General features: G+C 55.6%; 14 protein-coding genes. 7 read left to right on the top strand and 7 right to left on the bottom strand.

The window, feature by feature from the left end:
• Positions 1-28 precede the first annotated feature (28 nt).
• The 3 genes from ACFX4O_RS01805 to ACFX4O_RS01795 form a co-directional block, all read right to left on the bottom strand.
• The gene (locus ACFX4O_RS01805) at positions 29-844 is read right to left on the bottom strand and encodes a Cof-type HAD-IIB family hydrolase (protein ID WP_380206871.1); all 816 of its coding nucleotides are present in this window, start codon (positions 842-844) and stop codon (positions 29-31) included.
• Positions 845-1,453: 609 nt separating this feature from the next.
• Positions 1,454-3,886, bottom strand: a complete 2,433-nt coding sequence (locus ACFX4O_RS01800) for a formate C-acetyltransferase/glycerol dehydratase family glycyl radical enzyme (RefSeq protein ID WP_380206869.1) — start codon at positions 3,884-3,886, stop codon at positions 1,454-1,456.
• A 4-nt stretch (positions 3,887-3,890) separates the two neighbouring features.
• On the bottom strand, positions 3,891-4,790 hold the full coding sequence (locus ACFX4O_RS01795) for a glycyl-radical enzyme activating protein (protein WP_380206867.1): 900 nt from the start codon (positions 4,788-4,790) through the stop codon (positions 3,891-3,893).
• A 280-nt stretch (positions 4,791-5,070) separates the two neighbouring features.
• On the opposite strand from ACFX4O_RS01795, the gene ACFX4O_RS01790 reads away from it, so the two are divergent.
• Complete coding sequence (locus ACFX4O_RS01790) at positions 5,071-7,893, top strand: RHS repeat protein (protein ID WP_380206865.1); 2,823 nt, start codon at positions 5,071-5,073, stop codon at positions 7,891-7,893.
• Positions 7,894-8,160: 267 nt separating this feature from the next.
• Here ACFX4O_RS01790 and moeB read toward each other — a convergent pair whose 3' ends face one another.
• A complete protein-coding gene (moeB, locus tag ACFX4O_RS01785; RefSeq protein WP_380206863.1) occupies positions 8,161-8,913 on the bottom strand; it encodes a molybdopterin-synthase adenylyltransferase MoeB in 753 nt (250 codons plus the stop codon).
• Between the two features lie 2 nt (positions 8,914-8,915).
• Entirely contained in the window at positions 8,916-10,148 is a 1,233-nt protein-coding gene (gene moeA / locus ACFX4O_RS01780) for a molybdopterin molybdotransferase MoeA (protein ID WP_380206861.1), read from the bottom strand.
• Positions 10,149-10,311: 163 nt separating this feature from the next.
• Here moeA and iaaA point away from each other — a divergent pair, with 163 nt between their 5' ends.
• From iaaA to gsiD, 5 genes are read left to right on the top strand one after another with little or no spacing between them, the layout of a single operon-like run.
• Entirely contained in the window at positions 10,312-11,253 is a 942-nt protein-coding gene (gene iaaA, locus ACFX4O_RS01775) for a beta-aspartyl-peptidase (RefSeq protein ID WP_380206859.1), read from the top strand.
• Positions 11,222-13,132, top strand: coding sequence for a glutathione ABC transporter ATP-binding protein GsiA (gene gsiA, locus ACFX4O_RS01770; RefSeq protein WP_131410794.1), 1,911 nt, complete (start codon positions 11,222-11,224; stop codon positions 13,130-13,132). Before iaaA ends, gsiA begins: the two co-directional genes overlap by 32 nt.
• 33 nt (positions 13,133-13,165) lie before the next feature.
• A complete protein-coding gene (gene gsiB / locus ACFX4O_RS01765; RefSeq protein ID WP_131410796.1) occupies positions 13,166-14,707 on the top strand; it encodes a glutathione ABC transporter substrate-binding protein GsiB in 1,542 nt (513 codons plus the stop codon).
• A 45-nt stretch (positions 14,708-14,752) separates the two neighbouring features.
• Entirely contained in the window at positions 14,753-15,673 is a 921-nt protein-coding gene (gene gsiC / locus ACFX4O_RS01760) for a glutathione ABC transporter permease GsiC (protein ID WP_131410798.1), read from the top strand.
• Between the two features lie 2 nt (positions 15,674-15,675).
• Positions 15,676-16,587, top strand: coding sequence for a glutathione ABC transporter permease GsiD (gene gsiD, locus ACFX4O_RS01755; protein WP_131410800.1), 912 nt, complete (start codon positions 15,676-15,678; stop codon positions 16,585-16,587).
• Positions 16,588-16,623: 36 nt separating this feature from the next.
• Here the strand turns inward: gsiD and rimO are convergent, their stop codons facing one another.
• Positions 16,624-17,949, bottom strand: coding sequence for a 30S ribosomal protein S12 methylthiotransferase RimO (gene rimO, locus ACFX4O_RS01750; RefSeq protein WP_380206856.1), 1,326 nt, complete (start codon positions 17,947-17,949; stop codon positions 16,624-16,626).
• A gap of 291 nt (positions 17,950-18,240) precedes the next feature.
• Here rimO and ACFX4O_RS01745 point away from each other — a divergent pair, with 291 nt between their 5' ends.
• Positions 18,241-19,152, top strand: coding sequence for a GNAT family N-acetyltransferase (locus tag ACFX4O_RS01745; RefSeq protein WP_380207623.1), 912 nt, complete (start codon positions 18,241-18,243; stop codon positions 19,150-19,152).
• Between the two features lie 86 nt (positions 19,153-19,238).
• Here ACFX4O_RS01745 and ACFX4O_RS01740 read toward each other — a convergent pair whose 3' ends face one another.
• Positions 19,239-19,982 carry a hypothetical protein gene (locus ACFX4O_RS01740; RefSeq protein ID WP_380206854.1) on the bottom strand — a complete coding sequence of 248 codons (744 nt, stop codon included), beginning with the start codon at positions 19,980-19,982 and terminating at the stop codon, positions 19,239-19,241.
• Positions 19,983-20,020 lie beyond the last annotated feature (38 nt).

The raw sequence follows: 20,020 nt of genomic DNA, 5'->3' as shown, positions 1-20,020 counted from the left end.
CGGCCGGAGCGGGCGCTCCGGCGGAGGATCAACGATCGAATGGCGCAGCGTTATCAAGCACAGCCTGAATCACATTCAGCGCGCCCTGGTGGTTATTATCATCGGTTTGATGGTGGGCAATGGCTTTAATGGCTTCACTGGCGTTGCCCATAGCGAACGAGAAATCGGTCATGCGCAGCATTTCCGCGTCGTTACCGCTGTCGCCAATGGTGACGCACTGTTGCGGCGATATACCCCAGCGTTTAAGCAGGCGCGTTATGCCGTTAGCTTTATGCAGGCCAGGGATTATCAAATCGACAAAACCAAAGCCGCTGGTGACTGGCTTCATGATGCCATCAAGCGAGACATGCAGGGCGTCAATCAATTGCGGGATGTCGCTGTCCGGCAAGTTCAACGAGAACTTGAACAGGGTATCGTCAATCTGTTGAAAATCGCGCACCGGTTTTAAGCGGTAATAGTGTTTCGACATCAGGTCGACGAATTCAGCCGGAGCGTTTTCGCTGACGTAAGCGCTTTCCAGGCCGCAGGCGACAAAGTTGAGGCTGCTGTCTTTTAACAGCTCGCCAATCACCACTTGCGCTTCATGGCGGGTCAGCTCACCGTGGAACAATTGTTGGCCGTGCTCATACACCAGCGCGCCGTTTTCCGCGACGAACGAAATGGTCTCTTTTAGCTCCGGGAAGAAAGAGATCAGCTGGTAATACTGGTTGCCACTGGCGACAACGAACTCAATATTCCGCTGACGAAGTTGCTCGAATTGCGCCATAAATCGCGTACGATCGTACTGTTTGGCGTCATCAAGGAAGGTTCCGTCCATATCAGTGACGATAACTTTGACGGTCATACATAGCGCTCCTGAATGTAACTGCGACGAGAAACATTCTAGAGATAATGTGAGGGGAAGCACAAATTTTATTTCATTCGAAAGTAAACCTGTGGTCTTTTCTGGTCATTGATGTTTAACCGTCGTCTTTCGAACTGTAGGTGCGTTGGCTGCGGCGACACGGCCCGGTCACTTACTGATGTAAGCTCGTTTAACCGTCGTCTTTCGAACTGCAGGTGCGTTGGCTGCGGCGACACGGACCGGTCACTTACTTATGTAAGCTCGTTTAACCGTCGTCTTTCGAACTGCAGGTGCGTTGGCTGCGGCGGTGCGGACCGGTCACTTACTGATGTAAGCTCGTTTAACCGTCGTCTTTCGAATCGCAGGTGCGTTGGCGGCGGCGGCAAGGCCCGGCCACTTACTGATGTAAGCTCGTTTAACCGTCGTCTTTCGAACTGCAGGTGCGTTGGCTGCGGCGGCGCGCCCCGGTCACTTACTTATGTAAGCTCCCGGGGACTTACCGTCTTGCCGCCTTCCTGCAATCCGAAATCCATAGGTTAAACATCAGGAAGTAGACTGACAAAAGGCGGCTGTTAGTGGATATCGAATAACGGTCACCCGGCCATCACTTCATAAGGTATGTTCGGTGCGGGCGATAATGTCGTCCTGCGCATCTGGCGACAGCGCGGTGAAGAACGCGGAATAACCGGCGACACGCACCACCAAATCGCGATACTGATCCGGGTGTTTCTTCGCCTCCAGCAGCGTTTCGCGCGACACAATGTTGTACTGAATATGCCAGCCCTTATGCACCTCAAAGAACGTGCGCAGCAGCACCATCAGTTTTTGCTTATCGCTCTCGTTTTCCAGCGTCGACGGATTCAGTTTCTGGTTCAGCAACACACCGCCGAGAATCGCTTCCACCGGCAATTTACCCACGGAACTTATCACCGCCGTCGGTCCCAGATGATCGGTGCCGGATGCCGGGCTGGCGCCTTCCGCCAGCGGCGTATGCGCTTTGCGGCCATCCGGTGTCGCCATCGTTGCCGCGCCAAATGGCACGTTAGCGGAAATGGATGAAGTTCCAGCGTAATAATTGCCGCCGATCGGGCCGCGACCGTAACGCGGGTTGTGGTACTGCTTCAGCTCGTCAATATAGGTTTGATAAGCGCGTACCAGCAGCGTATCCACACTGTCATCGTCGTTGCCGTATTTCGGCGCGCCGTTGACCAGCCGCTGGCGCAACTGTTCCTGCGTCAGGCCGTCGAAATCTTCTGCCAGCGCCTGCGCCAGTTGTTGTTGCCCGATAGCGCCCTGGTCAAAGACCAGCTTTTTCACCGCCGCGAGGCTGTTACCGAGGTTGGCAATCCCGACCTGCAAGCCGGAAACCCAATCATATTTCGCGCCGCCCTGTTTAATGCTTTTCGCCCGTTCAATGCAGTCATCAACCAGCGCGGAGCAGAGAATATCCGGCACGTTCTCTTCCAGCATGGTGTCGACCACATACTCAATCTCAATCGATTTACGGGTGTAATAACGAATCTGCCGATCCCAGGCGTGCATGACCTCATCGAACGCGGTGAAATTACCCGCCGACAGCGCCTGGGTCTGCGGCAGAAAGATTTTGCCGCTGGTGGCATCGCGGCCACCTTCCAGCGCTGCCAGCATCACGCGGGCGAAGTTGATAAAACTCATGCCGGTGCAGCGGTAGCCCCATTTGCCGCCAACGGCGGTTTCAATGCAGCCAATGGCTGCGTAGTCGTAGGCATCTGCGGGTTCAACACCGAGTTTGATAAATTCGGGAATAACGATTTCATCGTTATTGAACGCGGGCATGCCGAAGCCGCAGCGAATCACCTGCACGCAGGCGTCGAGGAAGTCGTTGCTCATGCCGGCGTGGTAACGCACGCTCAGGTTCGGCTGGGTAGAACGCAGGCGTCCGCAGGACTCCAGAATCGCGTAAGAGAGCGGGTTAACCGCGTCTCGCGCTTCACCGTTATGCCACTGCTGACCGCCGATGGTGACGTTCTGATACAGCGGGCTGCCCGCCGAGGCTTTCGAATGGGAGCCGGAGCGAATTTTGTTCACTTCCAGCAGCTTCAGCCAGCAACTGTGCAGCAGTTCAATGGCCTGTTCGCGGGGCAGAGACTGTTGCAACTCGACATCGCGGCGATAGTACGGATACAGATACTGATCCATGCGTCCGAAAGAGACCGAATGCCCGTTGGATTCAATCTGCAAAATCAGCTGGATAAAGTAGCAGAGCTGCAATGCCTGCCAGAAGGTGCGCGGCGGTTCGTGGGCGATAATCAGGCAGTTTTCCGCCATCGCCAGCAACTCATCGCGGCGGTTTCGCCGCGTCTCTTCCCCGGCCATTTGGCGCGCCAGATCGGCAAAGCGTTCGATATGCAGGCTGACGGCTTCCAGCACAATATCAATCGCTTTTAAGAACTGCTCACCGTGCAGATCCTCAAGCACCGTCAGGTTGATGCGCGCGCGGCGCTCATCCACTTTGTGGCGCAGCCCGTCGAGACCCAATTCCAGCAGCAGCGGGAAGTTCACCGCCAGGTGCGCGTCGCCAGACGTCATATTGCCTTCGGCTTTAATAATGCCGGTTTCCAGCAGCGCTTTTTGTTCGTCGGTAAACATACCGTAACAGCGGTCCTGCACCGTCTGACCGCGCCACCATGGGCAAATCTCATGCAGCACGCGTTTGTTCTCTTCGCTAACCGCAAAGCCTGCGCCGGGGCGGTCGGCGAGCGCATCGATCTCTTTTTCGATCCACGAAACGGTGTATTCAGGGAAGATTGGTGCGGCGCGCACTTCGCTTGCCTGGTTACCGATAATCAGCTCGTCATGTTTGATCCAGATAGTCCGCTCGGCCAGGTGATGCGCCAGCGCCAGCGCGCGGCGTACCGGCAGCGGTTTGTCCATATTTTGCTGGTAAATCTGCGTGTAATGCCGGGCGCGCTCGGTGCAAACCGGTGGCTTCACAATATGCACCAGCGCGGTTTTGTGCGCGTTGATTCGGTCAGTTAGCGTGTTGAGTTGCAGCGTGGTCATGGTTCTATCCTCGTAATGTCGCCGTCAGCCCTTTGCGTTGGGCACAATCCTGCGCAAACGCCAGCAGTTGCGGGGCGTCGAGCGGCTTCTCTGGGGCGGTGTAGGGTTCGCCGAGCAGGTGATATTTGTTCATGCCCAGCGTGTGGTAAGGCAAAAAATGAATATCGCTGACCTTCAGCTCATCGGCAGCGAAGGCAGTAATGGCGCGTATGGTGTCTTGATCGGCATTAAAACCGGGGATCAGCGGCACGCGGATGGTGAGTTTTTTCCCCGCCTGCACCAACCGCTTCAGGTTATCCAGCACGCGTTTTGCCGAGCCGCCGGTCCACTGGCGAAAGGCGGCGGCGTCGACATGTTTTAAATCCGCGAGAAACAGATCAACAAAGGGCAGGGAAGGTTCGATATAGCGCCACGGCACATGCAGGCAGGTTTCCACTGCCGTGTGAATGCCGTGCTGATGGCTGGCCTGAAGCAGTTGCAGCGCCAGTTGCGGGTTCATAAACGGTTCGCCGCCGGAAAGGGTGATGCCACCGCCGCTGCGGTCATAAAAGGGTTTATCACGCAAAACGGTAGCCATGATATCGCTCACCTCTGGCGTTTCACCGCAGATGCTCAGTGCCTGCGTCGGGCAACAATCGGTGAGCGCATCAAGCTGCGTATCATCAAGTTTTTCGCGGTGGATAACCAAACCGTTCAACGCACGTTCAATGACCTTTGGCGCGGCGTGCTGGCATAAATCACACCCGGCAAGGCACAGACGGTTGTCAAACAGCAGATCCCGTGTGCGGCTGCGGCTCTCCGGGTTCTGGCACCAGCGACAGCTTAGCGAGCAGCCTTTCAGGAACACGACGGTGCGAATGCCGGGGCCATCATGAGTGGAATAGCGCTGGATATTGAAGATCATAATTTATCTCCATTAATTTCATATGGAGATTAAATTACTTTCGAATGAAAGTTTTTTTGATTGGAATCAACTTCGCGATCATTCGCAGAAGTGGAGAGAGAAAGTACGTGAACCATCACATTTTGAGGAAAGCTAAGGTATTGCCACACTGATGATACGTAGCGAAAGCGTTTTACAGTTTGCCTAAATGTCGGAGTTTCTACGCCAACACTATAATGTGAGCATCGGTTCCTCAGCACACAGCGGATACCGATGGGACAATTCTTTATTGGAGAAACTTATGAGCACATCCCTTTACAGTAAGACCCCGACAGTTTCGATACTGGATAACCGGGGCCTGGCGGTGCGTGAAATCGCATATCACCGCCATCCCGACACGGCGGACGCCACTGACGAGCGCATCACCCATCACCAGTTCGACGTGCGCGGTTTACCGTCACAAAGTGCCGACCCGCGTCTTGATGCCGCCGGGCTGGCGAACTTCAGTTACCTCCATGATCTGAACGGTACGACGCTGCGCACGCAAAGTGCGGATGCTGGTACATCCGTTGCCCTGAACGACGCAGCAGAGCGGGCTTTTTTGCAGATCAGCAATATCGGTGCAGGCAATGAGCGCAGCGCCGCCGTCACCCGAACTTTTCAGTATGAAGAGGCCAGCCTGCCGGGGCGACCACTGAGCACGACGGAACAGATTGCCGGAGACAGCGCGCACGTCACTGAGCGGTTTATCTGGGGCAGCGCGTCGGCGGATGAACAGAGCCACAACCTCGCCGGTCAACTGGTCAGCCATTACGACCCGGCAGGACTGCTTTCGACGGACAGCGTTTCCCTGAACGGCGTGCCGCTTTCCGTCACCCGCCAGCTGCTGCCGGATGATGTACTGGCCGACTGGCAGGGCGCGGATGCCTCAGCGTGGAATGACCTTCTGGCGGGCGAAACCTACACCACGCTTAGCACGGTAGACGCCGCCGGAAATGTGCTGACCACGCTTGATGCGAAAGGCAATATCCAGCGCGTGGCGTTTGATGTGGCGGGTTTGCTGAAGGGGAGCTGGCTGACGGTCAGCGGCGGTTCAGAGCAGGTCATAGTCAAATCCCTGACATACTCCGCCGCCGGGCAGAAACTGCGCGAGGAGCACGGCAATGGCGTGGTGACAACCTACAGCTACGAAGCGGAAACCCAGCGTCTTGTTGGCATTAAAACTGAGCGTACGACAGCCACGAAAGTGCTGCAGGATTTGCGCTACGAGTACGACCCGGTGGGCAACGTGCTGGTGATTACTAACGATGCCGAGGAGACCCGTTTCTGGCGCAATCAGCAAGTAGTGCCCGAAAACACCTACGCCTACGACAGCCTGTACCAGCTGGTCAGCGCCACCGGGCGCGAAATGGCCAGTGCGGCACAGCAGAACAGCAACCTTCCTGATTTCACCTCCTTCGATAACGCCACCTACACGAACTACTCCCGCACTTACACCTACGACAACGCCGGTAACCTGACAAAAATCCAGCACAGCGCGCCTGCATCCGGCAACAGCTACACCACGAGCATGACGGTGTCCGACCGCAGCAACCGCGCGGTACTCAGCACATTCACCGAAAACCCGGCGGATGTGGAGGCGCTGTTTACCGCCGGCGGTCAGCAGAAACAGCTTTTACCAGGGCAGAACCTGCTTTGGACGGCGCGCCAGGAGTTGCAAAAAGTCACGCCCGTCACCCGCGATGACTCAGCGGACGACAATGAAAGTTACCGTTACGACGCCAGCAGCCAGCGCGTGCTGAAAATCACCTCGCAGTTGACCGGTAACAGTACGCAGACGAAAAAGGTGATTTACCTGCCGGGTCTGGAACTGCGCAGCAGCAACACGGAAACCCTCCAGGTGATAACCGTCGGAGAAGTCGGGCGCGCCCAGGTGCGGGTGCTGCACTGGGAAAGCGGTCAGCCCGCAGATATCAGTAACAATCAAATTCGTTACAGCTACGACAACCTCACCGGCAGCAGCGCGCTGGAAGTGGACGGCAGCGGCGAGCTTATCAGCCAGGAAGAGTATTACCCGTATGGCGGCACGGCGCTGTTTGCCGCGCGCAGCCAGCTGGAAGCGGATTACAAAATCCTCCGTTATTCCGGAAAAGAACAGGACGCGACGGGACTGTATTACTACGGTTATCGTTATTACCAGTCGTGGGCGGGCAGGTGGTTAAGTGCCGATCCTGCCGGGACGGTAGATGGACTCAACCTATTCAGGATGGTATGGAATAATCCGGTCACGGCCAACGATCCTGATGGCTTTAGCGCGGCTCTTTCTGGCAGAGAGGAAATGCGTATTATTGATGAAATTATGGCTGAAAATCCGCGTTCGATGAACCATGTATTACATGAAATAAACAAAAGGAACCTTAGCGGAGTCGCCGCTTTTCGTATCTTCGGTCATATTAAACATTTGCGACCTTTTTCCGGCGCCTCTGCACCATCGAAAAAATTCGCCTTTCGGAATCTCAGCGATGTGGATAAGAAAGCGTTGGATTATATCGCCAGTCGCGAAAATTTTAGCCATTTATTGATGAAGTTTATAGGAACGGAAGAGGTCCGCATCGAATCGAAAAGTGTACATACCGATAAAAATGTTTTTCTCAATATATACACTAAAGATAAATGGACTTTTGGTTATAATTTTAGAGAAGATCAATCAGAACCTTATTTCGCAACACATATTGCGCAATATCAATATAAATATGTCGCTGAAAATATTGGGTTCTTAGGCAAAATGCCAAAACAGATTGTACGCAGTGAGGTTATCAATAAAACCACTTTGCAGGCGACGGAGGGGCTAACTGGCGAGGCGTTGTTCGATGCGTTTTTCCAAAAAACGCCAAACGGAAAATCGACTGCTCGCATATTAACAGCGTTCAATCTTAAAGCTACTTCAGTGATCCGTAAGGAAGCAGAAAAGGGTGATGCGGGGCCATCTTTCTTTATCAATGTTACTTCACAAAAAACGACATCAAATTTCGGAGCAAGAATGGCTGGGGTCTGGAGAAGTATTTCCGCGAAAATAACAGGATGGTTCCACAGACCAAAACCTGCTCACGAAGTGTATGGTTAATAAGGTGGTCTCAACAGCTTGAGAACGCGTAAATTGTGCTAAGTGGCCTACGTAAGTAGGCCACCTTTAACAAAATTGTATGGCTTTTTTATTACTAACTTTATGCATATCAACGTTCTTTATTAGCGAGTAAGGATTGTTTAAAAATATGCTGATGGCATTTTCTTGTTGCGGAAAATATTAAACGCTAGCAAGTGGAGTAATTATTTAAAATGAAGCGTAATCGACAACATTAATTTATATCCCCCGAAACCGGGGGGATGTAAATTAATGTCCGCAGACTTCGCAGGTAGGGTTGCGCAGCAGTTTCATTTCGCGGAACTGACAGGTCATCGCATCGTACATCACGATTTTTCCGGCCGCAGGCGTACCGTAATGGGCCAGCACTTTGATGGCTTCCATCGCCTGCAACGAACCAATCACCCCGACCAGCGGCGCCATGACACCCGCTTCGACACAGGTCAGCGCGTTATCGCCAAAAAGACGGCTCAGGCAGCGATAGCACGGGTCGTTTTCGCCCCAGGTAAAGACGCTGATCTGGCCTTCCATGCGAATGGCCGCACCGGAAACCAGCGGCACGCGATGCTGAAAACAGCCCGCGTTGAGCTGGTTACGAATGGCGACGTTATCGGTGCAATCCAGCACCAAATCGTGGGCGGCAATCTGTGTGAGCAGCGCCGTGTCATCAAGCAGGGCGTTGAGTGCGATGTAGTGCACATTCGGGTTGATACGCAGTAACGACTCGTGCGCCGAGTCCACTTTTGCCACGCCGATATCCGCGTCGCTGTGCAGCGTCTGGCGTTGCAGGTTGGAGAGCGCCACCGTATCAAAATCCAGCAGCGTCATGTGCCCGACGCCTGCCGCTGCCAGATATTGCGCGGCGGCGCAGCCGAGGCCGCCGAGGCCGACCACCAGTACGCGAGCGGCTTTTAACCGCTCCTGGCCGTCGAAATCAAAACCGCGCAGAATAATCTGTCGGTTGTAGCGCATCATCTCCACATCGCTGAGTTCTTCAGCCATGTTTAGCCTCCGAAGAGATGGTTAAACATCTCGACATCCACCCATTCACCGGCTTCCACATTGCCGCGTTCGCGCTCCAGCACCACAAAGCAGTTACCCTGGCTAAAGGAGCTGAAAATATGCGAACCCTGGTGACCGGTGCTGCGCACTTCCAGCGTGCCATCTTCGCCACGGCTCACTACGCCGCGCTGGAAATCGAGACGCCCTGGCGTCTTTTTCAGGCGCTCCACCGCACGGGCGCGAAAACGCAGCGGCTGTATACCGGCGATGTTACCGCCAAGCTTCGCCAGCAGCGGCAATACCAGCTGATAAAACGTGAGCGTCGCGGAAACCGAGTTACCCGGCAGGCCGCAGAACCAGCTGTTTTTAAGCTTGCCAAAGGCGAACGGTTTACCTGGTTTGATCGCCAGTTTCCAGAACGCAATTTCGCCCAGCTCATCAAGAATAGCTTTGGTGTAATCCGCTTCCCCCACCGACACGCCGCCGGAGCTTAGCACCACATCAGCCTGGCTATCGGCAGCGATAAAGGTGTCGCGCAATTTCTGCGGGTTATCCGGCACGATGCCAAGGTTAATCACCTCATAACCGAGCTGGCTCAGCATCAGGTGAACGGACAAGCGGTTGGTATCGTAGATTTGCCCGTCAGCCAGCGGCTGGCCCGGCAGTTGCAGTTCGTCGCCGGTGGAGAACAGCGCCACGCGCACTTTGCGCAGCACGTTAACATCAGCAATGCCCAATGAAGCAATGACCGGCAACTCGGCGGCCGTCAGTTTTGTGCCAGCGGCGAAAACGCAGGCACCTTGTTGAATATCTTCGCCCGCGCGGCGGATATTCTGATTGGCTCGCACCTCAGCGGTAAAACGAATCCCAGCGTCAGTCTGTTCCGTCTGCTCCTGCATCACTACCGCGTCGCATCCGGCGGGGATCGGTGCGCCGGTCATAATGCGTACGCACGTGCCCGCAGGCCACTCGCCATCAAATGGCTGCCCGGCAAACGCTTTGCCCGCCACCGGCAGAGCGTTACCGCTTTGTACCTCCGCCAGCCGCACGGCGTAGCCGTCCATCGCCGAGTTATCAAAACCCGGTACGTTCAGCGGAGAAATAATATCTTGCGCCACCACGCGACCAAAGCAGGCCACCAGCGGCAGGGTTTCGCTTTCAGTCAGCGGTGAAATGCGTGACAGCATCTGTGACAGGGCCGTATCGAGCGAGATCAGGCCGTTTGATGATTCCATAATTAATATCCAGTCAACGCGATGAAGCGGCCATTATGGCAGAAAAGGGGAGGTCTCAACATGCCTTACGCCTACCCCATTGGAATGACATTGCTTTACATCGTTGTAACGACTTTCTATATTCAGAAATCCCTCCAGGCGCAGAGAAATCCAGGCGGCACAAATGGTTAAAGCGGTAATCGCAATACACGGCGGTGCGGGTGCTATCGGCCGTGCACAGATGAGCCCGGAAAAAGAGCAACGTTACGTACACGTACTTTCGTCCATTATCGAAACCGGGCAGCGCATGCTGGAATCGGGCGTTAGCGCACTGGATGTGGTGACGGAAGCAGTGCGGCTGCTGGAGGAGTGTCCGTTATTTAACGCCGGTATTGGCGCGGTGTTTACCCGCGATGAAACCCATGAACTGGATGCCTGCGTGATGGATGGCAACACGCTACAAGCGGGGGCGGTGGCGGGTGTCAGCCGCTTGCGTAACCCGGTGCTGGCGGCGCGTCTGGTGATGGAGCGCAGCCCGCATGTCTTCATGATTGGCGAAGGGGCGGAACAGTTTGCCTTTTCCCACGGCATGGAAGCGGTATCGCCAAGCCTGTTTTCCACCCCGGAACGTTTTGCACAACTGATGGAAGCGCGGGACGCCGGGCACACGGTGCTGGATCACGGCTCCGCGCCGCTTGATGAGAGCAAAAAATTTGGCACCGTGGGGGCAGTAGCGCTGGATAAACAGGGCAATCTGGCGGCAGCAACTTCAACCGGTGGCATGACCAATAAATTACCGGGCCGCGTGGGGGATAGCCCGTTACCCGGCGCTGGCTGTTATGCCAATAACGCCAACGTGGCGGTCTCCTGCACCGGCACCGGTGAAGTATTTATCCGCGCGCTGGCCGCTTACGACATCGCCGCGCTGATGGAGTACGGCGGTTTGAGTTTGCAGGAAGCCAGTGACGCCGTGGTGATGGAAAAACTCCCGGCGCTGGGCGGCAGCGGCGGGCTGATTGCGGTTGATCGCGAAGGCAACGTGGCCTTGCCGTTCAACAGTGAAGGGATGTATCGCGCGTGGGGTTACGCGGGCGATGCGCCAAGCGTGGGCATTTATCGTGAATAAAGTGAGTGAGGTTGGGCGGGTAGAAACTGACGCGGATGTGGTGCTGGATGTCAGTAATCTGAACGTCGCCTTCAGCCATGATAAACAACTGCTCCCGGCGGTACGCCATCTCTCCTTTTCCCTCAAACGCGGCGAAACGCTGGCGATCGTCGGTGAATCCGGCTCCGGTAAATCCGTCACCGCGCTCTCTTTACTGCGCCTGATTGAACAGGCAGGCGGCGAAGTGAGTTGCGATCATATGCGCCTGACACGGCGGAACCGGCAGAATGTGGAACTTACCCGGCTGAGCGCATCGCAGATGCGCAGCGTGCGCGGTGCGGATATCGCGATGATTTTTCAGGAGCCGATGACCTCGCTCAACCCGGTGTTTCCGGTGGGTGAGCAGATCGCCGAGTCGATTCGCCTGCACCAGAAACTGGGGCGCGAAGACGCCATGATTGAAGCGCGGCGTATGCTCGATCTGGTGCGCATCCCGGAATCTCAGGCGATTTTATCCAGTTTTCCACATCAGCTTTCCGGCGGCATGCGTCAGCGCATAATGATTGCCATGGCGCTCTCCTGCCGCCCGGCGGTGCTGATTGCCGACGAACCCACGACCGCGCTGGATGTCACGATTCAGGCGCAGATCCTGCAACTGATCGCCGTGCTGCAAAAAGAGATGTCGATGGGGGTGATTTTTATCACTCACGATATGGGCGTAGTCGCTGATGTTGCCGACCGCGTACTGGTGATGAACCAGGGCGAAGCGGTGGAAACCGGCAGCGTCGAGCAAATTTTCAATCATCCACAGCACCCGTATACCAAAGCGCTGCTGGCGGCGGTGCCAAAACTGGGGGCGATGAATGGCAGCACGCTGCCGCGCCGCTTTGCGCTGATTTCGCCGAAAAACCCGCCACATCAGGAAGCGGAAATTGAGCAGGATACGGTGGTACCGGGCGAGCCGATTTTGCAGGTGCGCGATCTGGTGGCGCGCTTCCCGCTGCGCAGCGGCATTCTCAATCGCGTCACCAAAGAGGTGCACGCTGTGGAAGGGGTGAGCTTTGATCTCTGGCCGGGCGAAACGCTGTCGCTGGTGGGAGAATCCGGCAGCGGTAAATCGACCACCGGGCGCGCGCTGTTGCGGCTGGTAGAGCACCAGAGCGGCGCCATCACCTTTAACGGTGAGCGCATTGATACGCTGGCGGACAACAAAATGAAGCGGATCCGCCGCGATATTCAGTTTATTTTTCAGGACCCTTACGCCTCGCTGGATCCGCGCCAGACCGTTGGCGATTCGATTATCGAACCGCTGCGGGTGCACAATTTATTGGGGGCAGAAGAGGGGCGGCAGCGCGTGGAGTGGCTGCTGGAACGCGTCGGTCTGAAGCCGGAACACGCCTGGCGCTATCCGCATGAGTTTTCCGGCGGGCAGCGCCAGCGCATCTGCATTGCCCGTGCGCTGGCGCTCAACCCGCGCGTGGTGGTGGCGGATGAAGCCGTTTCGGCGCTGGATGTTTCGATTCGCGCGCAAATCATCAATTTACTGCTCGATTTGCAGCGTGAGATGGGCATTGCATTTCTGTTTATCTCTCATGATATGGCGGTGGTAGAACGCATCAGCCACCGGGTCGCGGTGATGTACCTTGGGCAAATTGTTGAGATCGGCCCACGGCAGGCGGTGTTTGAAAACCCGCAGCATCCGTATACACGTAAGTTGATGTCGGCGGTTCCGGTTGCCGATCCGGCGCATCATCACGCGCAGCGTGTGTTGTTGTCTGATGACATGCCCAGCAATATCCGCAAACGCGGCGAGTCAATGCAACGCGTGCAGTTGCAGAACGTGGGGCCGGGACATTTTGTCGCCCGTTCAACGCCCGGTAGCACGCAATCCCGTTTTTAACTAAGCACTGGCAGGGTTCTGCAGGAGAGCAACATGACACAATTCGTTTCACGGCACTGGCGGGTATTCGCTGGCGTGATGTTCGCGCTGACCACTATCCCGGCCTTTGCGGCGAAAGATGTGGTTGTCGCAGTGGGATCCAATTTCACAACCCTCGACCCTTATGATGCTAACGACACACTCTCGCAGGCGGTGGCGAAATCCTTTTATCAGGGCTTATTTGGCCTGAATAAAGATATGCAACTGGAAAACGTGCTGGCAGAGAGTTACAGCGTTTCCAATGACGGCATGGTCTATACCGTCAACTTGCGCCACGGGGTGAAGTTCCAGGACGGCACTGACTTTGACGCCGCAGCGGTAAAGGCCAACCTCGACCGCGCCAGCAACCCGCGCAATAGCCTGAAGCGTTATAACCTGTACAAAAATATCGCGAAAACCGATGTGGTGGATGCCTACACGGTAAAAATTACCCTTAAGCAGCCCTTTTCCGCGTTTATCAATATTCTTGCGCATCCGGCCACTGCCATGATTTCTCCGGCGGCGCTGCAAAAATATGGCAACGACATTGGTTTTCACCCGGTTGGCACCGGGCCGTATGAGCTGGAAGCGTGGAACCAGACCGATTACGTGAAAGTGAAGAGATTCGCCGGGTACTGGCAGCAAGGTTTACCCAAGCTGGACTCGATTACCTGGCGGCCGATAGTGGACAACAACACCCGAGCGGCAATGCTGCAAACCGGCGAAGCGCAGTTCGCGTTCCCCATTCCTTACGAACAGGCGGAAGTGCTGAAAAGAAACAGCAAACTGGAACTGGTCGCCAGCCCGTCGATTATGCAGCGTTACATCAGTATGAATATCACGCAGAAACCGTTCGATAACCCGAAAGTGCGTGAAGCGATCAACTACGCCATCAACCGTCCGGCGCTGGTGAAAGTGGCATTCGCCGGTTTCGCGACGCCCGCCACGGGCGTTGTGCCGCCAACCATTGCCTATTCGCAGGCCTATCAACCCTGGCCGTACGATCCGGCAAAAGCCCGCGAGTTGCTAAAAGAAGCCGGTTATCCGCAAGGATTCAGCACTACGTTATGGTCATCACATAACCACAGCACTGCGCAAAAAGTGTTGCAGTTTACCCAACAGCAACTGGCGCAGGTGGGCATCAAAGTGCAGGTCACGGCGATGGATGCCGGGCAGCGCGCGGCGGAAGTGGAAGCCAAAGGGCAGCAGCAGAGCGGCGTACGCATGTTCTACACCGGCTGGTCGGCCTCGACCGGCGAAGCAGACTGGGCGCTGTCGCCGCTGTTTGCCTCGTGGAACTGGCCGCCAACGCAATTCAACACTGCGTTTTACAGCAACCCGCAAGTGGATAAAGACCTGGCCGACGCGCTAAAAACCACGGATGCCGTGGAGAAAGAGCAGTTGTACAAACAGGCGCAGGATCTCATCTGGCAGGAATCGCCGTGGGTGCCGCTGGTGGTGGAAAAATTGGTTTCAGCGCATAACAAGAAGCTCACCGGTTTCTACATTATGCCCGATACCGGGTTTAGTTTTGATAACGCGGATTTGGTGAAATAACTCACTCCACCTCGCAGAGCAAAAGGAGGCGTGAGGGAACGCACAATGCAAAATTATATTATTAAACGCTTGCTGGGCCTGATTCCGACGCTACTGATCGTGGCGGTGCTGGTGTTTCTGTTTGTCCACTTACTGCCGGGCGATCCGGCGCGGTTGATTGCCGGGCCAGAAGCCGACGAGCAGGTGATTGAGCTGGTGCGCCGCCAGCTTGGGCTGGATCAGCCACTGTGGCGGCAGTTCTGGCACTACATCGGCAATGTGCTGCAGGGCGATTTTGGCATATCGATGGCCTCGCGCCGCCCGGTAGTGGACGAAATCGCCAGCCGTTTTATGCCAACGCTGCTGCTGACTATCACCAGCATGTGTTGGGCGATGCTGTTTGGGCTTGGCGCGGGGATTGCCGCCGCCGTGTGGCGTAACCGCTGGCCGGATCATCTGGGGATGGCGCTGGCGGTAACGGGCATGTCATTTCCGGCGTTTGCGCTGGGCATGTTGCTAATGCAGATCTTCTCAGTGGAACTCGGCTGGCTGCCGACCGTCGGTGCTGACAGCTGGCTACACTATATTTTGCCATCATTAACGCTCGGTGCGGCAGTGGCGGCGGTGATGGCGCGTTTTACCCGCGCCTCGTTTGTGGAAGTGCTCAACGAGGACTATATGCGTACTGCGCGCGCCAAAGGTGTCAGCGAGCGATGGGTGATCCTCAAGCATGGCCTGCGCAACGCGCTGATCCCGGTGGTCACCATGATGGGGCTGCAATTTGGCTTTTTGCTCGGTGGCTCCATTGTGGTGGAGAAAGTCTTCAACTGGCCGGGGCTGGGCCGTTTGCTGGTGGACTCGGTGGAAATGCGCGACTACCCGGTGATTCAGGCCGAGGTGCTGCTCTTCTCGCTGGAGTTTATTCTTATCAACTTAGCGGTGGATGTACTCTACGCCGCCCTTAATCCCGCGATCAGGTACAAGTAAGGATGCGATTATTAAACTGGCGTCGACAGGCGGTTTTAAACGCCATGCCCGTAGTCAAACCGGGGCATGTGCGCACGCCGTGGCATGAATTCTGGCGGCGTTTTTGCCGACAACCGCTGGCGATGGCCGCCGGGATTTTTGTGCTGCTGCTGATCCTGCTGGCGATTGTCGCCCCGTGGATAGCCCCGTTCGATGCGGAAAACTATTTCGACTATGACCGCCTTAATGAAGGGCCATCGTTGGTGCACTGGTTTGGCGTTGATTCGCTGGGGCGCGATATCTTAAGCCGCGTGCTGGTCGGCGCGCAGATTTCGCTCGCGGCGGGTCTCTTTGCGGTGCTCATTGGCGCGACTATCGGCACGGTACTGGGTCTGCTGGCGGGCTACTACGAAGGCTGGTGGGATCGCCTGATTATGCGCATCTGCGATGTACTGTTCGCGTTCCCTGGCATTCTGCTGGCAATTGCGGTGGTAGCGGTGATGGGCAGCGGCATGGCGAACGTGATCATCGCCGTGGCGGTGTTCTCCGTGCCGGCGTTTGCCCGCCTGGTGCGTGGTAATACGCTGGTACTCAAGCAACAAACCTTTATCGAATCCGCGCGCAGCATTGGTGCCAGTGATGCAGTGATCCTGTTCCACCATATTCTGCCGGGCACGGTTTCATCGATTGTGGTCTATTTCACCATGCGCATCGGCACGTCGATTATCTCAGCCGCCAGCCTCTCGTTTCTCGGTATGGGCGCACAGCCGCCAACGCCGGAGTGGGGGGCGATGCTCAACGAAGCGCGTGCAGATATGGTGATTGCGCCGCATGTAGCGCTGTTTCCTTCGCTGGCGATTTTTCTGACGGTGCTGGCGTTTAACCTGCTGGGTGATGGCCTGCGCGACGCGCTCGACCCGAAGATTAAGGGATAGGAAATTCCCTCTCCGTGTGCAGAGAGGGAAAAGGTGTTAAACGCGGCAGCCCCACAGATCGTATTCGTCGGCGTTTTCCACTTTTACGCGGATAACGTCGCCCGGTTTTACACCGGTTTCGCCGTTCAGGTACACCGCGCCATCGATTTCCGGAGCGTCTGCCATGCTGCGGCCAATCGCGCCTTCTTCGTCCACTTCATCGATGATCACCAGAATTTCGCGGCCGATTTTTTCCTGCAAGCGCTCAGCGGAGATCTGCTGTTGCAGTTGCATAAAGCGGTTCCAACGCTCCTCTTTCACCTCTTCCGGCACCTGATCTGCCAGTTCGTTGGCGGTTGCGCCTTCTACCGGGCTGTATTTAAAGCAGCCGACGCGATCCAGGCGCGCTTCTTTGAGGAAATCGAGCAGCATCTGGAAATCTTCTTCCGTTTCGCCAGGGAAACCGACGATAAAGGTGGATCGCAGGGTCAGTTCCGGGCAGATTTCACGCCACTGTTTAATGCGCGCCAGTTGCCTGTCGACCGCGCCGGGGCGCTTCATCAGCTTGAGAATGCGCGGGCTGGCGTGTTGCAGCGGGATATCCAGATACGGCAGGATTTTGCCTTCCGCCATCAGCGGAATGACGTCATCAACGTGCGGGTACGGGTAAACGTAGTGCAGGCGCGTCCAGACGCCGAGTTTCGCCAGTTGCTCGCACAGGCCAACCATGCTGGTTTTCACCGGCTCGCCGTTGTGAAAGCCCATGCGATGTTTTACATCCACGCCGTAGGCGGAGGTGTCCTGCGAGATCACCAGCAGCTCTTTCACGCCCGCATCGACCAGACGCTTGGCTTCGGCTAGCACGTCGCCAATCGGGCGGCTCGCCAGATCGCCACGCATCGACGGGATAATACAGAACGTGCAGCGATGGTTACAGCCTTCGGAAATTTTCAGATAAGCGTAGTGGCGCGGCGTCAGTTTTACGCCCTGTGCCGGCACCAGGCTCAGGAACGGGTTGTGCTGCGGTTTCGGCACATAGTGGTGAACATGTTCCAGCACCTGCTCATAGCTGTGCGGCCCGGTTATCTCCAGCACTTTCGGGTGCACTTCGCGGATTTGATCCTCTTTCGCGCCCAGGCAGCCGGTCACAATGACTTTGCCGTTTTCATTCAGCGCTTCGCCGATGGCTTCCAGCGACTCTTGCACCGCGCTGTCGATAAAGCCGCAGGTGTTGACGATAACCATATCGGCGTTGTCATAGCTTGGCACCACGTCATAGCCTTCGGTGCGCAGCTCGGTGAGAATACGTTCGGAATCCACCAGGTTTTTCGGGCAGCCAAGAGAGACAAAGCCGATTTTCGGCTGCAGGTTTACATTGCTCATAGTTCAAAAATTAATCAGTTATAGGATCTTAGGGCAGGGATTGTACAGGGCTCTCGCCTGGATTTATAGGGTAATTAAGGGGGAGCTCAGGGAATTATGAACAGCAACAGTCGGCTTTTGGCGGGAAGGGTGTCGCTGACGCGGTAATGCGGGGTGAAGCCACATCAACGGCTCCTGGGTTGACAGCCTGCTGCGTTGATGGTTGTATTACACAACTATCTATTTCCCCCGTGAGGCAACAACGTGGCCGTCGACCAACTGATCAACGATATCCGGGCAGCATCAAGGCGGATGGTGCGTGAGCTGGGCTTCATGAACAGCACACTTGCGGCGACAGATTATTCCCCTTCCGCCGTGCATACGCTGCTGGAAGTGGAAAAGCAGGGGGCGATGACGGCCGCGCAACTGGTGCAGATCCTGGGGCTGGAGAAATCAAGCGTCAGCCGTATGCTGAGCCGGCTTATCGCTGCCGGTGAATTACAGGACGTTCCCTCGGCTGAGGATGCCCGCTATAAAACGTTGCAGTTGACCGCGCAGGGCAAAGAGAGCGTCGCGCGCATTAATAGCTACGGCGCAATGCGTGTGCGTGAAGCGCTGCAACATCTTAATGCTGCTGAGCGGGAGACGGTTGCTCGTGGTTTGTCGGCCTATGCCGCCGCACTTGAAGCCTGCCGCCAGGGCGCGCCGCTTCCTGCCCGTGAAAAACCGGAAATCGTTACCGGTTATCTGCCGGGAATGATTGGCCGCATCAGCGAAATGCACGCCAGCTACTATTCGCAACATTATGGTTTTGGCTATTTTTTTGAAAGCAAAGTGGCCGCTGGCCTGGCCGAATTTACCGGGCGTCTGGAGAATGCGCGTAATCACATCTGGCTCGCGGTGTCTCAGGGCAAAATCGTCGGTTCGGTTGCCATCGACGGAGAGGATTTAGGTAATAACGAGGCGCATCTGCGCTGGTTCATTCTTGCTGATGAATGCCGTGGCACCGGCGTGGGGCGACAATTGCTCGCCAAAGCGATGCAGTTTTGCGATGAACAGCAGTTTTCCGCCGTGCAGCTCTGGACATTCAGCGGGCTGGATGCCGCGCGCGCACTTTACGAATCTTTCGGCTTCACTCTAAGCAAAGAGTGGCTGGGCGAACAGTGGGGAAGCGCGATGCTGGAACAGCAATTTACTCGTAGCAGGGAAATAGCGCAGCGTTAAATGCGTTGCGCTATTGGCGGTTAGGGGCAGATCTTACCGCCTTTTATGTCCAGAGAAGGCTGGCTTTTAATCGCTATGCGTGGCCTTTATTTTCCCGTTTTTTCGGCGATCTTTTTATCAATATAGGTTTTAAGGAGCTGCTGCTGCGCCGCAACGACATCACTTGATGACACCGCCTGCAACAGCCCGGCGAGCGTTTCATTGTCTGGCCCTTCCGTTACCGTAATTTTCAGGGTATACGGCGTCACTTTTGCCAGCTCAATGGTCTTGCCGTGCGTAATTACTGCTTTTTGATTGTAATAACGCCCGACATATAATTTATCAAACTCGATCGTGGCATCATTACCGCCAAAATCTATCGCCACGGTTAACCCATGGTGATTATTAATGCCGTATGGCCGCAGTTGTTTGGGGTAAAAAAGAGAATACGGAACAAACGATAATCGCTCTTCGCTACGCTGTATTTTAATTTGCATGGCAAAACCGAGATCGCTGGTTAATTGCCCGGCCAGAAGTTTGTTATTGTAATATTGATAGGGTAATTCGGGGGTCGCCAGATTATTTTTCCCCGTGCCGCCAAACTCACCATAAACCAGCGTTAAACATTGCGCGTTGGAAATTAGCGTGGTTTCATTCGGATAAATATAGGCATTTAACGGATAGGGCTTCGCCATATTGCTGCCAACTTTTGATATTAGCGCAAATCCATATTTAAGGGTTTCACTGAGGATCGGTGTTGCCACCGCTAATAATAGCGCGGCGGCTTCATTGGAGCCTCTGTCCTCATTTATTGCAGCAGGGCAGGGATCTGCGGATATAAACGCACGCATTTCTTCAATTCCGCCCTCTTTTATTGTCTGCGGGTTAT

The organism is Kosakonia sp. YIM B13571 (genome assembly GCF_042788095.1).
In the GTDB taxonomy this organism is placed as follows: Bacteria; Pseudomonadota; Gammaproteobacteria; order Enterobacterales; family Enterobacteriaceae; genus Kosakonia; species Kosakonia quasisacchari.
The sequence above is the reverse complement of the archived record's forward strand: the minus strand, read 5'-3'. Positions and strand labels throughout refer to the sequence as shown.

Excerpts from the sequence above, each read along its gene's own strand:
- ACFX4O_RS01745 (WP_380207623.1), top strand. The coding sequence starts at position 18,241 with ATGGTGCGTGAGCTGGGCTTCATGAACAGCACACTTGCGGCGACAGAT.
- ACFX4O_RS01795 (WP_380206867.1), bottom strand. The coding sequence starts at position 4,790 with ATGATCTTCAATATCCAGCGCTATTCCACTCATGATGGCCCCGGCATT.
- iaaA (WP_380206859.1), top strand. The coding sequence starts at position 10,312 with ATGGTTAAAGCGGTAATCGCAATACACGGCGGTGCGGGTGCTATCGGC.
- ACFX4O_RS01800 (WP_380206869.1), bottom strand. The coding sequence starts at position 3,886 with ATGACCACGCTGCAACTCAACACGCTAACTGACCGAATCAACGCGCAC.
- ACFX4O_RS01740 (WP_380206854.1), bottom strand. The coding sequence starts at position 19,982 with ATGCGTGCGTTTATATCCGCAGATCCCTGCCCTGCTGCAATAAATGAG.
- ACFX4O_RS01790 (WP_380206865.1), top strand. The coding sequence starts at position 5,071 with ATGAGCACATCCCTTTACAGTAAGACCCCGACAGTTTCGATACTGGAT.
- rimO (WP_380206856.1), bottom strand. The coding sequence starts at position 17,949 with ATGAGCAATGTAAACCTGCAGCCGAAAATCGGCTTTGTCTCTCTTGGC.
- moeB (WP_380206863.1), bottom strand. The coding sequence starts at position 8,913 with ATGGCTGAAGAACTCAGCGATGTGGAGATGATGCGCTACAACCGACAG.
- gsiB (WP_131410796.1), top strand. The coding sequence starts at position 13,166 with ATGACACAATTCGTTTCACGGCACTGGCGGGTATTCGCTGGCGTGATG.
- ACFX4O_RS01805 (WP_380206871.1), bottom strand. The coding sequence starts at position 844 with ATGACCGTCAAAGTTATCGTCACTGATATGGACGGAACCTTCCTTGAT.
- gsiA (WP_131410794.1), top strand. The coding sequence starts at position 11,222 with ATGCGCCAAGCGTGGGCATTTATCGTGAATAAAGTGAGTGAGGTTGGG.
- gsiC (WP_131410798.1), top strand. The coding sequence starts at position 14,753 with ATGCAAAATTATATTATTAAACGCTTGCTGGGCCTGATTCCGACGCTA.
- gsiD (WP_131410800.1), top strand. The coding sequence starts at position 15,676 with ATGCGATTATTAAACTGGCGTCGACAGGCGGTTTTAAACGCCATGCCC.
- moeA (WP_380206861.1), bottom strand. The coding sequence starts at position 10,148 with ATGGAATCATCAAACGGCCTGATCTCGCTCGATACGGCCCTGTCACAG.